Below are 13364 nucleotides of genomic sequence, written 5' to 3'. Positions count from 1 at the left end.
TGCGCGTACACGGTGCGGAGGCGGGGCGGTGCGCGGTGGGTCAGGCGCGCTGCCGGCGCCGGGTGAGCCAGAGCACCCCGGCCGCGCCGGCCAGCAGCACCGTGCCGCCGAAGGTGCCCAGCGCGACCGCGGAGTCCGCGGGCCCGGTCTGCGGCAGCTCGCCTCCGGAGGAACCACCGGAGGACGTGCCTCCGGAGCCGCCCGAGGTGCCGCCGCCGGAGCCCTTCACGTCGAGGGTCAGCGAGGGCTTGGGGCTGTTGGCGGGGGTGCAGGTGGTGGTCGTACCGAGGGCCTTGATGGTGAGCGTGGAGGCCGTGAAGGTGACCTTGCCGCTGCCCTTGGGGGTGTACGTCCCGCTCAAGTCACTGATCTTGATGGGGGTGTTGGCGGGTATCGCCTGGTCGTTCGGCGGTCCGGAGACGGGCACCGTCCCGGACTCCGCGCCGCCCAGCTTGATCAGTGCGCTGGGCTTCATGGCGCCCTTGCCCAGCTCGACGGGGCTGGAGGAGACGCCCTTCTGAAAGGACATCACGAGCTTGTACCCGCCGCCCGCGGCGGTGCCCTTGATGTCGATGGGGGAGACCGCGCCCTTGTTCCCGATCGGCGTTTTGCACTGGTAGTTGACGTCGACGACCTCGGCGTGGGCGGCCGGCGCGGTGAGCATCACCGCGGACCCCGCCGCCATCGCCACGGCAGCGGCGAGGCCGGCCGCCCGGCGCGGACACCTGCCGTGCTGTTCGTAGAAGCGGGCCACGTTCCGTTCCCCTTCCCCGATGGGCGTACCGCCGGACGTTACTGACGGCACATCAGATTGGCCGCTCAAGGTACGCCGGGGACCGTGCCGAGGGAAGGCACAGCGCAGCCCCGATCGGCGCGGGCGCGCCGCGGCGGTGGGATTCCGGCCTGCCGGCGCCGGGCGCGCGGCCGCGTCCGGCGGGCGCGGGGGCGTCGGCCGCACACGACAAAGCGCGGGCCCGCAGACCCGCGCTCACCCTTCCCGGCTTCCTCCCCGGCTTCCCGCCCCGTCTTCAGGCCGGCGCCGCGAGCTCCGCCCACACGGTCTTGCCCGCGCCGTCGGGGTGACGTACGACACCCCAGTCCAGGCACAGCCGCTGCACGATGAACATGCCGTGACCACCGGGACGGCCGGGGCGGTGCGGGCTGCGGGGCGCCGGTGAGCCCGCGCCCAGGTCGCTGACCTCCAGGCGCAGCACCTTGCCGGCGCAGCGCAGCCGCAGCTCCTCGGGGCCCTCGGCGTGCAGACAGGCGTTGGTCACCAGCTCCGAGACGACCAGCAGCGCATCCTCGGCTGCGGCCCGCTGGTCGGCCCCGGCAGCCGGCAGCCAGCCCCAGTCGTGCAGGGCCTCCCGGGCGAAGTCACGGGCCCGCGCCACGGCACCCCTGGTGCCCGCCAGGCGCAGCCGGCGGATCTGGCCCGCGGGCACGGCGGCAGCCGGCACGGCGGCGGAGGCACCGGCGCCGCCCGACTCCGGGCCGAGATCGCCCGGCGGATACGGCCGGGTGGTGCTCATCAGCGCTTCACCTCACCGATTCGCCTATTCACGGAGAACAGATAACTGACTGCTTGCAACGGATTCAGATGTCTCCTGCCCGACCGGACCGTGAGAACACCCACTTCTTGGGCACGGAAGTTGTGACTCGTACTACGCGCCCGGAACGCAACGTTCCGGGCACTCCGTGTCACGTCAGTCGGACAGGGCGGTATCGACCGAGTCATGCACCGTGAAAACCGCCTCCGCGCCAGTGATCTCGAAAACCCGGGCCACCACCGGCTGCATTCCGGCCAGGTGGACCCCGCCCCCCTCGGCCTCCGCTCTCAGGCGTGCGCCGAGCAGCACATTGAGCCCGGTGGAGTCCATGAACTCAAGGCGTGAGCAGTCCACCACCAGACGCGCATAGCCGTCGTCCAGGCAGCCTTCGAGTGACTCACGCAACAGGTCGGCGGTGTGGTGATCGAGCTCACCTGTCACCGTCACGACCGCGCTCGCGCCGTGATGGCGGATCTCGACATGCAGCCGGCCCCGGCTTGCACTGCCGACCGTCCCGCGGTCCATGCGACGCGCACCCCTCTTGCTGTCTAGACGACTGAATTGCTTACGACTGCGCTCGTCGAACCCTACGCCTTCCTGACGCGCACGGGTAGCCGAACAATCCGCATATTGCTCAATATACGGACAACACGCACTTGCCATCTTCCTGCAAAGCCAGGTAGGCGTAGAAGCACACATTCGAAACGGCCGGCTTTGGAGGCGCCGCACACCGCAGCTTCACGGAGAGGCTTCGGCAGCCATATGCCGAGAACGATGGAGGAGACCATGTCACCCCGGCTCGACGAACTGCGTACCGACGATTACCGGCAGTCCGCATCGTCGACACCCCTGTCCGACCTCACCGGTCAGATCCCTTCCCAGTCCGGCCCTGCCGAACCAGACCCGGCAGGAATGTCTGAGGTCGACGGTCTGCCCGAGATCCCGCCGTTCGACGAGGTGGGCCCGGTGGACGCGAGGGCTCTGTCCAAGACCCTCTTCGAGCGGCTCGAATCGCTGGAGGAAGGCACCCACGAACACGCGTACGTCCGCAACACCCTGGTCGAGCTCAATCTCGCCCTCGTGAAGTTCGCGGCCTCCCGGTTCCGCTCCCGCAGCGAGCCCATGGAGGACATCGTCCAGGTCGGCACGATCGGCCTGATCAAGGCGATCGACCGCTTCGAACTCAGCCGTGGCGTGGAGTTCCCGACGTTCGCGATGCCGACCATCGTCGGCGAGATCAAGCGCTTCTTCCGCGACACCAGCTGGTCGGTGCGGGTACCCAGGCGGCTGCAGGAACTGCGGCTGGACCTCGCCAAGGCCGGCGACGAACTGGCCCAGAAGCTGGACCGCGCCCCCACGGTGCAGGAACTCGCCGACCGCCTGGACATCACCCGTGACGAGGTCGTCGAGGGGATGGCCGCGAGCAACGCCTACACCGCGAGCTCGCTGGACGCCCAGCCCGAGGAGGACGACAACGAGGGCGCGCTGGCGGACCGCATCGGCTACGAGGACCACGGCCTGGAGGGCATCGAGTACGTCGAGTCCCTCAAGCCGCTGATCGCCGAACTCCCCTCGCGTGACCGCACGATCCTCTCGCTGCGCTTCGTCGCCAACATGACGCAGTCCGAGATCGGCGAGGAGCTGGGCATCTCCCAGATGCACGTCTCCCGTCTGCTCTCCCGCACGCTCGTGAAGCTCCGCAAGGGCCTGATGATCGACGAGTGAGGCACCCGCGGTACCTGCCGGCCCGGTGCGGCCGGCAGTCGCCCGCGCGGAGGAGGGCCCGCCCCGGGGTTACCGGGACGGGCCCTCCTCCGCGTTCGGGCGCGGGGAACTCAGACCAGAACTCCCTTGTGCCACACGGCCGACACGAGCGGCACGCCCGGCCGGTAGGCGAGGTGCACGTGTGACGGCGCGTCCAGCAGGGCGAGGTCGGCGCGGGCGCCGGGGGTGATCCGGCCGACGTCCGTACGGCGCAGGGCGCGGGCGCCGCCCGCAGTGGCCGACCAGACGGCCTCGTCGGGCGTCATCCCCATGTCCCGGACGGCCAGGGCGATGCAGAACGGCATGGAACTGGTGAAGGACGAGCCGGGGTTGCAGTCGGTGGACAGCGCGACGGTGGCGCCGGCGTCGAGCAGCGGGCGGGCGTCGGGCCACTTGGCGCGGGTGGAGAACTCGGCGCCCGGCAGGAGGGTGGCGACGGTCTCGGACTGCGCGAGGGCGTCGATGTCGGCGTAGCTGAGGTGGGTGCAGTGGTCGGCGGAGGCGGCGCCGAGCTCGACGGCGAGCTGGACGCCGGGGCCGTGGCCGAGCTGGTTGGCGTGCACCCGCGGCACCAGGCCCTTGGCCGCGCCGGCGGTGAGGATCGCCCGCGCCTGGTCGCCGTCGAAGGCGCCCCGCTCGCAGAAGACGTCGATCCAGCGGGCGTACGGGGCGCAGGCGTCCAGCATCGGGCCGGTGACCAGGTCGACGTAGCCGGCCGGGTCGTCGGCGTAGTCGGGCGCGACGATGTGTGCGCCGAGGAAGGTGACCTCGTCGGTCTGCTCGGCGGCGATGCGCAGCGCGCGGGCCTCGTCCTCGACCGTCAGCCCGTAGCCGGACTTGGTCTCCTGGGTGGTGGTGCCCTGGCGGAGTCCCTCGGCGAGGTACCGGGCGACGTTGGCGCGCAGCACGTCGTCGCCGGCGGCGCGGGTCGCGGCGACGGTGGTGCGGATGCCGCCGGCGGAGTAGGGCCGCCCGGACATCCGGGCGTTGAACTCCTCGGTGCGGTCGCCGGCGAACACCAGGTGCGAATGGGAGTCGACGAAGCCGGGGATCACCGCCCGGCCGCCGGCGTCGACGGCGTTGTCGGTGGCGGGCGCCTTGCCGGACGGACCGACCCAGGCGATGCGGTCGCCGTCGATGACGACCGCCGCGTCCCGGACCAGACCGAGGGGGCCTTCGCCGAGGGCGGGGTCGTTGGTGACGAGCTGGGCGATGTGGGTGAGGGCGGTGGTCGTCATCGCGGGGGTGTTCTCCTTCAGCCGCGCAGCGCGGCGATGGACTCTGCGAGGGCGGTGGGGACGTCGGGGACGAGGGTGTGCACTCCGTCGCGGACGATCTGCCGCCCGCCGACGACGGTGTGCCGCACATCCGCCGCGGAGGCGGCGAATACGGCCGTCTCGGCGGCCAGCCGGGGCAGCGGCCCGGCGGTGCGTACGGAGTCCAGCGCGATCGTGGTGAAGTCCGCGAGCGCGCCGGGTTCGAGGGTGCCGGCGTCGTCCCAGCCGAGGGCGGCATGGCCGTCGGCGGTGGCGGCGCGCAGCAGGGCCGCGGCCGTCCAGTGGCCGCGGGTGCGGGTGCGCAGCCGCTCGTCGAGCTCCATGGCGCGGGCCTCTTCGAGCAGGTCGATGACGGCGTGGCTGTCGCTGCCGAGCGAGAGCGGGCTGCCGCGGTCCTGGACGCGGGCGGCCGGGCCGATGCCGTCGGCGAGGTCGCGTTCGGTGGTGGGGCACATGCACACACCGGTGGTGGAGTCGCCGAGCAGGGCGACGTCCTCGTCGGTGAGGTGGGTGGCGTGCACGGCCGTGGTGCGCCGGCCCAGCACGCCGTGGTCGGACAGCAGCTGGGTGGGGGTGCAGCCGTGCGCCGCCAGGCACGCCTCGTTCTCGGCGGTCTGCTCGGAGAGGTGGACGTGCAGCGGCGCCCGCCGCTCGCGCGCCCAGTCCGCGACGGTGCCCAACTGCTCGGCGGGCACGGCGCGCACGGAGTGGACGGCGGCCCCGATCCGGACGTGCTCGCGGTCCGCCTTCAGCCCGTCGGCGCGCTGCGCCCAGCGTTCGGCGGTGCCGTCGGAGAAGCGCAGCTGGTGCTGGTCGGGCGGGGCGCCGAAGCCCGCGGAGAGGTAGGCGGTGTCGAGCAGGGTGAGGCGGATGCCGGCGTCGGCGGCGGCCGCGATCAGCGCCTGCCCCATGGCGTTGGGGTCGTCGTAGCGGGTGCCGCCGGGCGCGTGGTGGAGGTAGTGGAATTCGCCGACGCAGGTGATGCCGGCCAGCGCCATTTCCGCGTAGACGGCGCGGGCGAGGGCGTAATAGCTGTCCGGGGTGAGCCGGTCGGCGGTGCTGTACATCAGCTCCCGCCACGTCCAGAAGGTCCCGGAGCCGACCTGCACGGTGCCGCGCAGGGCGCGGTGGAAGGCGTGTGAGTGGGCGTTGGCGAGCCCGGGGATCGTCAGACCGCGCAGGACGACGGCGCCGGGCGGCGGGGTGGCGGCGCCCTCGTGGACGGCGGTGATGCGGCCGTCGGCGACGTCCACGGTCACGCCGGGCTCGACGTGCGTGCCGAGCCAGGCGTGTTCGAGCCAGTACGTCGTCGGTGTTGCCTGCGGCGTCAGTGGCACGCCAGCCCCTCCAGAACGTCGGCGAGTGCGAGGACCCCTGCGGTGCAGTCGTTCTCCTCCGCCGCCTCGGCGGGTGAGTGCGAGACGCCGGTGGGGTTGCGGACGAACAGCATGGCCGTGGGGACGGTTCCGGACAAAATACCGGCGTCGTGGCCGGCGCCGGTGCCCAGGACGGGCACCGGGCGCTCCCCCGACTTGCCGAGGATCGCGCCCAGCTCGTCCCGCAGGGCGTGCTGGAACTCCACGACGGGGGTGAAGGATTCCCGGACGACGGTCAGGTCCACCCCGTCGCGCGCCGCCCGCTCGGCGGCCGCCCGCTCGATCCCCTCGATCACGGTGTCCAGGGTGTCCTGGTCGGGGGCGCGGGAGTCCAGCCAGCCGCGGACGAGCGAGGGGATGGCGTTGACGCCGTTCGGCTCCACGCTGATCTTCCCGAAGGTGGCCAGGGCACCGGCCAGCCGGGCCTGCTCGCGGGCGGCGAGCACGGTCGCCGCGTAGCTGAGCATCGGGTCGCGGCGGTCCTCCAGGCGCGTGGTGCCGGCGTGGTTGGCCTCGCCGTGGAAGTCGAACCGCCAGCGGCCGTGCGGCCAGATGGCGGAGGCGATGCCGACCGGGTCGCCGGACAGGTCCAGGGCGCGGCCCTGCTCGACGTGGAGTTCGACGAACGCGCCGATCCGGGCGAGCCGTTCGGGGTCCGGGCCGATGGCCTCGGGGTCGTACCCGGCGCGCTCCATGGCCTGCGGCAGGGTGGCGCCCTCGCCGTCGCGCAGCTGGTGCGCGGCCTCGGGGGTCAGCGCGCCGGCGGCCAGCCGGGAGCCGACGCAGGCCAGGCCGAACCGGGCGCCCTCCTCGTCGCCGAAGTTGACGATCGCCAGCGGCTTGCCGAACTCCGCTCCCCTGCCGCGGAGTTCGTCGAGCGCGGCGAAGGAGGAGACCACGCCCAGCGGGCCGTCGAAGGCGCCGCCGTCCGGGACGGAGTCCAGGTGGGAGCCGGTGACGACGGCCTCGCCGGGGGCCACGTCCTGGTAGCCGGTGGCGCCGAGCCAGGCCCACTGGTTGCCGTTGCGGTCGAGCTCGTAGGTCAGTCCGCGGGCCTCGGCCTGCGCCTTGAACCACGCGCGGCAGTCGGCGTCGGCGCCGGTCCAGGCGTAGCGGCGGTAGCCCCCGGAGGCGGAGCTGCGGCCGAGCGGCCGCAGCTCCTGCCACATCTCGTGGAACGAGGCGGTCACGCGCCCTCGCCTTCGCCCTCGCGCATCGGGATGCGGACACCGCGCTCGGTGGCGACCTCGTCGGCCCGCTCGTAGCCCGCGTCGACGTGCCGGATGACACCCATGCCCGGGTCGTTCGTCAGCACCCGGCGGATCTTCTCCCCGGCCAGCGGGGTGCCGTCGGCGACGGTGACCTGGCCGGCGTGGATCGAGCGGCCCATGCCGACGCCGCCGCCGTGGTGCAGCGAGACCCAGGAGGCGCCGGAGGCGACGTTGACCATGGCGTTGAGCAGCGGCCAGTCGGCGATCGCGTCCGAGCCGTCCTTCATGGCCTCGGTCTCGCGGTAGGGCGAGGCGACGGAGCCGCAGTCGAGGTGGTCGCGGCCGATGGCCAGCGGGGCCTGCAGCGTCCCGTCGGCGACCATCTCGTTGAAGCGCTCGCCGGCCTTGTCCCGCTCGCCGTAACCGAGCCAGCAGATCCGCGCGGGCAGGCCCTGGAAGTGGACCCGCTCCCCCGCCATCTTGATCCAGCGGGCCAGCGACTCGTTCTCCGGGAAGAGGTCCAGGATCGCCTTGTCGGTGGCCGCGATGTCGCGGGCGTCACCGGACAGCGCCGCCCAGCGGAACGGGCCCTTGCCCTCGGCGAACAGCGGGCGGATGTAGGCCGGCACGAAGCCGGGGAAGGCGAACGCCCGCTCGTAGCCGGCGAGTTGGGCCTCGCCGCGGATGGAGTTGCCGTAGTCGAAGACCTCGGCGCCGGCGTCCATGAAGCCGACCATGGCCTCGACGTGCCGGGCCATCGACTCGCGGGCCCGCTGGGTGAAGTCGGCGGGCTTCTCCGCGGCGTAGGCGGCCATGTCGGCGAAGTCGATGCCGACGGGCAGGTACGCGAGCGGGTCGTGGGCGCTGGTCTGGTCGGTGACGATGTCGATCGGCGCGCCCTCGGCGAGCATCTGCGGCAGCAGCTCGGCGGCGTTGCCGAGGAGCCCGATGGACAGCGGCTTGCGCTGGTCGCGGGCCTCGACGGCGAGCTGGAGGGCGTGCTGGAGGTTGTCCGCCTTCACGTCCAGGTAGCGGTGCTCGATGCGCCGCTCGATGGCGCGCGGGTCGCATTCGATGCAGATCGCGACGCCGTCGTTCATCGTGACGGCGAGCGGCTGGGCGCCGCCCATGCCGCCGAGCCCGGCGGTGAGGGTGATCGTGCCGGCCAGGGTCCCGTTGAACTTCTTCGCCGCGACGGCCGCGAAGGTCTCATAGGTGCCCTGCAGGATGCCCTGCGTGCCGATGTAGATCCACGAACCGGCGGTCATCTGCCCGTACATGGTCAGGCCCAGGGCCTCCAGGCGGCGGAACTCCTCCCAGTTGGCCCAGTCGCCGACGAGGTTGGAGTTGGCGATGAGCACCCGCGGCGCCCACTCGTGCGTCTGCATCACGCCGACCGGCCGGCCGGACTGCACGAGCATCGTCTCGTCCTGCTTGAGCGTGGTGAGCGTGCGCACCATCGCGTCGAAGGAGCGCCAGTCACGGGCGGCCTTGCCCGTGCCGCCGTAGACGACGAGCTTGTCCGGATGCTCGGCCACCTCCGGATCGAGGTTGTTCTGCAGCATGCGCAGCGCGGCTTCCTGCTGCCATCCCCGAGCGGTGAGTTCCGTACCGCGCGGCGCCCGCACGGGTCGCGGTCCCGACATGGGCCGTGCCTCCTCGACAGTGAGTGGATTGAGCTATTCACATACTGACGTCTCTGAATAGCGCTAGTCAACAGCTTCCGGCGACCGGCTCGCCCGTACGACGGAAACCGGCCGCCCCCGGGGCGGATTCGACTTGCCCACCGGGAAAGTCTGGAGTAACTTTCCTTGTAGGAAAGTGAACGGGGAACCGTCCGTGACGTCTTGGGGAGGCGAAGGACATGAGCACATCGGTGGATGCCGAACAGGCATGGCTGGACCTGCAGCGCATCCGGGTACCGGAGGAGCGGGTCTACGACGAGATCGAACGCTCCGCGCACGGCGACGTGCGGCCGACGTACACCACGGCCGCGATCATGTGGGTCTTCATCGCCAGCTGGGGCCTGGACCTGCCGGAGTGGGCGTTCTGGCTGGTGCTCGCCGCCTACGTCGTCGGGCTCGGCGCCCTGGGCGTGCACTTCAACCGCCGGTCCCGGCTGCGGCTGCACCGCTCGCGGCACAGCTGGCGGCAGTTCGCCATGTTCTTCGCGGGCATGGTCGTGACCGCCGCGACCATCCTGCTCACCGGCCGGCTGGTGGAGTCGCTGGGGCTCCCGTTCGGCAGCCTGATCCAGGCCACCGTCTCGGCCGGCGCCTTCGTGCTCCTGGTCGGGCCGGCGAACCGCTGGGCGGTCGGCACCCTGCGCGCGCGAGGCGCGCGGGCCGTCGCGGAGGGGGCGGGGCGATGAGTACCCCGAGCGGCTTCGACGAACTGATCCACCCCTCGACGAGACTGTCGGTCGTGGCCCTGCTCGCCGCCACGGAATGGGCCGATTTCCCCTTCATCCGCGACAGCCTCTCGCTCAGCGACTCCGCGCTCTCCAAGCAGTTGCACACCCTGGAGGAGGCCGGATATCTGGAGATCCGCAAGGAGGGCGGCGGCCGCAAACGGCGCACGAAGGTACGGCTGACACAGCGCGGCCGGACCGCCTTCGAGGGCCATGTGGCCGCGCTCCGGGCGATCGTCGAGGGTGCGGGGGCCACCGCGGGCACTCCGGCCGCGGAGCCCACCGCGGCACGCACGGCACCGGAGCGGCCGCAGCACCACGCGGAGGCCGGCCGATGACCACGACCGCGTACGAGCGGGCCGCGGCCCCGGCCCCGGGCAGCCCCGGGGCCGCCGCACCCGTCATCCGTGTCAGCGGCCTGCGGATGGCGTACGGCAGCGTCGATGTGCTGCACGGCATCGACCTCGACATCCACCGCGGCGAGATCTTCGCCCTGCTCGGCCCCAACGGCGCCGGGAAGACCACCACCGTCGAGATCCTGGAGGGCTTCCGGCAGCGGTCCGCCGGCGAGGTCCGCGTCCTGGGTACGGACCCGGCGCGCGGCGACGACGCCTGGCGCGGCCGGATCGGCCTGGTCCTCCAGTCCTGGCGCGACCACCGGCGCTGGCAGGTCGCCGAACTGCTGACGCACTTCGCCACGTACTACCCGGATCCGCGCGACCCCGCCGAGCTGCTGTCCGTGGTGGGGCTCACGGAGCAGGCGGGCCGGCGGGTCGACCGGCTGTCCGGCGGGCAGCGGCGGCGGCTGGACGTGGCACTCGCCCTCGTCGGGCGTCCCGAACTGCTCTTCCTGGACGAGCCGACCACCGGCTTCGACCCGGAGGCGCGCCGCGACTTCCACGCGCTGATCGCCCGGCTCGCCCGCGACGAGGGCGTCACGATCCTGCTCACCACCCACGACCTGGCGGAGGCCGAGCGGCTGGCCGACCGCATAGCGATGCTGGTCAACGGCCGGATCCGGGCCTGCGGCACCCCGGCGGAGCTGGCCCGGCGGGCCGCCGCCCGGGCCGAGGTCCGCTGGACGGCGCCCGACGGCACCGCCCGCCGCGAACGCACCGCCGACCCCTCCGGCCTGGTCTGGGAGCTGCACCGCGAGGCGAACGGCCCGATCGCCGACCTGGAGGTCCGCCGCCCGACGCTGGAGGACACCTATCTGCACATGGTGCACCGCGACGACACGGCCGGGGACGAGACAGGCGGGGCGGGGGAAGCGAAGTGACCGCGGACGGATACGACGGGGGAACAGCGGTGACGGCAGGGACGACGGACACAGCAGGCACGACTACGGCAGCAGGCGCGGTCCTAGACGCCCGTGCCGGGCGGCGGCCCTCCGCGGCCCGGCGGCACTGCCGGGCCGGGGTCCGGCGCGGCGTGATCGAGGTGCGCCATCTCCTGCGCAACCCCAAGGAGCTGACCGGAAACCTGCTCAACATCGTCGTCGCCCTGACCATCGCGAGCTACCTCAGCGACGACGTGCCCGGCACCCACGTGCCCATGGCCCATCTGACGCTCTCCGGCTTCGCCGCCTACCTGCTGTTCCAGATCGGCCTGGTCAGCCTGCCGCAGATCCTGGTGACCGAGCGGGAGGAGGGCGCCCTGCTGCGGCTGCGCGCCACCCCCGGCGGGATACCGGCCTATCTCGTCGCCAAGTCGGTGCTGGTGGTCGTCATGGCGCTGGCCACCCTGGTCCTGCTCCTGGGCGCCGGGGCCCTCCTCGTGGACGGACCGCTGCCGCACGGTGCCGGCGGCTGGCTGACCCTGCTGTGGGTCAGTGCGCTGGGCTTGCTCGCCGTCGTGCCGCTGGGCGCCGCGATAGGTGCCGTGCTGCCCAACCCACGGGAGGCACTGGCGCTGATCATGCTGCCGACGATGGCTCTGCTGATCACCTCGGGGGCGATGTTCCCGCTCTCCTCGCTGCCGCTGCTGGTCCAGAAGATCGCCTCGGTCTTCCCGCTGAGGTGGATGGCCCAGGGACTGCGCTCGGCCCTGCTGCCCGACGCCGCCCGGGCCGCGGAACCGGCCGGCTCCTGGGAGCTGCCGACGGTCGCCCTCGTGCTGACCGCCTGGGCCGTGCTCGGCTTCCTGCTGGCCGTACCGCTGCTGCGGCGGGCCGCCCGCCGCGAATCCGGCTCCCGCCTCGCGCAGCGGCACCGCCGGTCGAGCGGCGACGCCCGCACCGCCTGAGGCCCGGGGCGGACCGGCCGGGCAGCGGAACGGGCCGGGTCGTACCGCGACCCGGCCGGGGCGGCCCAGCGGGTCGCGGCGCAACCCGGCCGGGTCGTGCGGCCGTCCTCGTTGGCGGGCCCCCCGTCCTCAATGATGGAGTTGAGTCATGAGCCTCACCGACCGAGAACCGGAACGAGAACCGGACCGAGATCGCGAGCGGGCCCGCGAGCGGGACCGCGCCGTGCGCGCGGCCGTGGCGCGGGGGCTGGTCGGGCCGGACGAGCCCGTCGCCGGGCTGCTGGACGTCGACGGGGTGCGCCGGTCGGCGGGTGAACTGCGCGCCGCCTTCGAGGAGTTCGTCGCGCCCGGCACCCCGGTGCTGCACGCGTTCGCGGTGAAGGCCGCCTCGCTCGTGCCCGTGCTGCGGCTGCTCGCACGGGAGGGCCTCGGCTGCGAGGTGGCCAGTCCCGGTGAGCTGGCGCTGGCCCGCGCCGCCGGGGTGCCCGCCACCCGCACCGTGCTGGACTCACCGGCCAAGACCACCGCGGAACTGCGCGAGGCGCTCGCCCTCGGGATCGCCGTCAACGCCGACAACCCCGAGGAACTGGCACGTCTCGACGCGCTGACCGCCGCCGCGCCGAGTGCCGCACCGCTGGGCCTGCGGGTCAATCCGCAGATCGGCGGCGGCACCATCGGCGCGATGAGCACCGCCACCGACACCTCCAAGTTCGGGATCGCGCTGCGCGACGAGGGCGCCCGCGAGTGGGTCGTACGGGCCTTCCTGGCCCGGCCGTGGCTGACCCGGCTGCACGCCCACGTGGGCTCCCAGGGCATGCCGCTGGAGCTGATGGCCGCCGGCGTCCTGGCCACGTTCGAACTGGCCGAGGAGATCAACGCGAAGGCCGGCCGGCGTCAGATCGACACCCTGGACATCGGCGGCGGCCTGCCGGTGAACTTCTCCTCGGACGCCGTCACCCCCGACTACCGCGCGTACGTGGCGCTGCTGCACTCCACCGTGCCCGGACTGTTCTCCGGCCGCTACGGCCTGGTCACCGAGTTCGGCCGGTCACTGCTGGCCAAGCACGGCACGATCCTCGCCCGCGTGGAGTACGCGAAGTCGGCGGGCGGCCGCCCCATCGCGGTCACCCACGCCGGCGCCCAGGTCGCCACCCGTACGGTCTTCGTTCCCGAGGCGTGGCCGCTGCGGGTCGCCGCCTACGACGCCGAGGGCCGCCCCAAGACAGGCGAGCCGGTCGCCCAGGACGTCGCGGGGCCCTGCTGCTTCGCCGGCGACCTGATCGCCGAGAACCGTCCGCTGCCGCGCCTGGAGTCCGGCGACCACGCCGCTCTCCTGGACACCGGCGCGTACTACTTCTCCACCCACTTCGCCTACAACTCCCTCCCCCGCCCCGGCATTTACGGCTATGCGGCCGATCCCGACGGCACGCTCCGCTTCGCGACCGTCCGCACGCCCCAGACCCTGGAGGAACTCACCGCCGAGAGCGGCGCCGCCCACACGGAGGCGCTGGACGGCCTCGGGGGGCGGTGAG

The 13364-nt window shown here is 72.9% G+C and carries 13 protein-coding genes; 6 read left to right on the top strand and 7 right to left on the bottom strand.

Going from position 1 to position 13364, the window contains the following annotated elements:
- Positions 1-40: 40 nt before the first annotated feature.
- The 3 genes from SL103_RS04020 to SL103_RS04010 form a co-directional block, all read right to left on the bottom strand.
- Positions 41-754, bottom strand: a complete 714-nt coding sequence (locus SL103_RS04020; RefSeq protein WP_069567398.1) for an LPXTG cell wall anchor domain-containing protein — start codon at positions 752-754, stop codon at positions 41-43.
- A gap of 274 nt (positions 755-1028) precedes the next feature.
- The gene (locus SL103_RS04015; protein WP_069567397.1) at positions 1029-1532 is read right to left on the bottom strand and encodes an ATP-binding protein; all 504 of its coding nucleotides are present in this window, start codon (positions 1530-1532) and stop codon (positions 1029-1031) included.
- A gap of 174 nt (positions 1533-1706) precedes the next feature.
- On the bottom strand, positions 1707-2075 hold the full coding sequence (locus tag SL103_RS04010) for an STAS domain-containing protein (RefSeq protein ID WP_069567396.1): 369 nt from the start codon (positions 2073-2075) through the stop codon (positions 1707-1709).
- A 387-nt stretch (positions 2076-2462) separates the two neighbouring features.
- On the opposite strand from SL103_RS04010, the gene SL103_RS04005 reads away from it, so the two are divergent.
- Positions 2463-3275 (top strand): RNA polymerase sigma factor SigF, encoded by an 813-nt coding sequence (locus SL103_RS04005; RefSeq protein ID WP_244303833.1) that lies wholly within the window; start codon positions 2463-2465, stop codon positions 3273-3275.
- 110 nt (positions 3276-3385) lie between these two features.
- On the opposite strand, the gene hutI is transcribed toward SL103_RS04005, so the two are convergent.
- From hutI to hutU, 4 genes are read right to left on the bottom strand one after another with little or no spacing between them, the layout of a single operon-like run.
- Positions 3386-4552 carry an imidazolonepropionase gene (gene hutI / locus SL103_RS04000; protein ID WP_069567395.1) on the bottom strand — a complete coding sequence of 389 codons (1167 nt, stop codon included), beginning with the start codon at positions 4550-4552 and terminating at the stop codon, positions 3386-3388.
- A 17-nt stretch (positions 4553-4569) separates the two neighbouring features.
- The gene (locus SL103_RS03995) at positions 4570-5928 is read right to left on the bottom strand and encodes a formimidoylglutamate deiminase (protein ID WP_069567394.1); all 1359 of its coding nucleotides are present in this window, start codon (positions 5926-5928) and stop codon (positions 4570-4572) included.
- The gene (locus SL103_RS03990; protein ID WP_244304138.1) at positions 5919-7136 is read right to left on the bottom strand and encodes an allantoate amidohydrolase; all 1218 of its coding nucleotides are present in this window, start codon (positions 7134-7136) and stop codon (positions 5919-5921) included. The genes SL103_RS03995 and SL103_RS03990 overlap by 10 nt, the downstream gene beginning before the upstream one ends.
- Before the next feature lie 17 nt (positions 7137-7153).
- Entirely contained in the window at positions 7154-8824 is a 1671-nt protein-coding gene (gene hutU, locus SL103_RS03985) for a urocanate hydratase (RefSeq protein WP_069567392.1), read from the bottom strand.
- A 218-nt stretch (positions 8825-9042) separates the two neighbouring features.
- On the opposite strand from hutU, the gene SL103_RS03980 reads away from it, so the two are divergent.
- From SL103_RS03980 to SL103_RS03960, 5 genes are all read left to right on the top strand, one after another.
- Positions 9043-9549 carry a hypothetical protein gene (locus tag SL103_RS03980; protein ID WP_208869824.1) on the top strand — a complete coding sequence of 169 codons (507 nt, stop codon included), beginning with the start codon at positions 9043-9045 and terminating at the stop codon, positions 9547-9549.
- Positions 9546-9926: a transcriptional regulator gene (locus SL103_RS03975; RefSeq protein ID WP_069567390.1), complete on the top strand. Its 381-nt coding sequence runs from the start codon at positions 9546-9548 to the stop codon at positions 9924-9926. Before SL103_RS03980 ends, SL103_RS03975 begins: the two co-directional genes overlap by 4 nt.
- The gene (locus SL103_RS03970; protein WP_069567389.1) at positions 9923-10867 is read left to right on the top strand and encodes an ABC transporter ATP-binding protein; all 945 of its coding nucleotides are present in this window, start codon (positions 9923-9925) and stop codon (positions 10865-10867) included. Before SL103_RS03975 ends, SL103_RS03970 begins: the two co-directional genes overlap by 4 nt.
- A 152-nt stretch (positions 10868-11019) precedes the next feature.
- Positions 11020-11832 (top strand): ABC transporter permease, encoded by an 813-nt coding sequence (locus SL103_RS03965; RefSeq protein WP_069567388.1) that lies wholly within the window; start codon positions 11020-11022, stop codon positions 11830-11832.
- A 148-nt stretch (positions 11833-11980) separates the two neighbouring features.
- The gene (locus SL103_RS03960; RefSeq protein WP_069567387.1) at positions 11981-13363 is read left to right on the top strand and encodes a hypothetical protein; all 1383 of its coding nucleotides are present in this window, start codon (positions 11981-11983) and stop codon (positions 13361-13363) included.
- The last annotated feature ends 1 nt before the right edge of the window (position 13364 follow it).

Source organism: Streptomyces lydicus, from assembly GCF_001729485.1.
In the GTDB taxonomy this organism is placed as follows: Bacteria; Actinomycetota; Actinomycetes; order Streptomycetales; family Streptomycetaceae; genus Streptomyces; species Streptomyces lydicus_D.
Note: the sequence above shows the minus strand (reverse complement) of the source record. Positions and strands in the feature narration are given on the sequence as shown.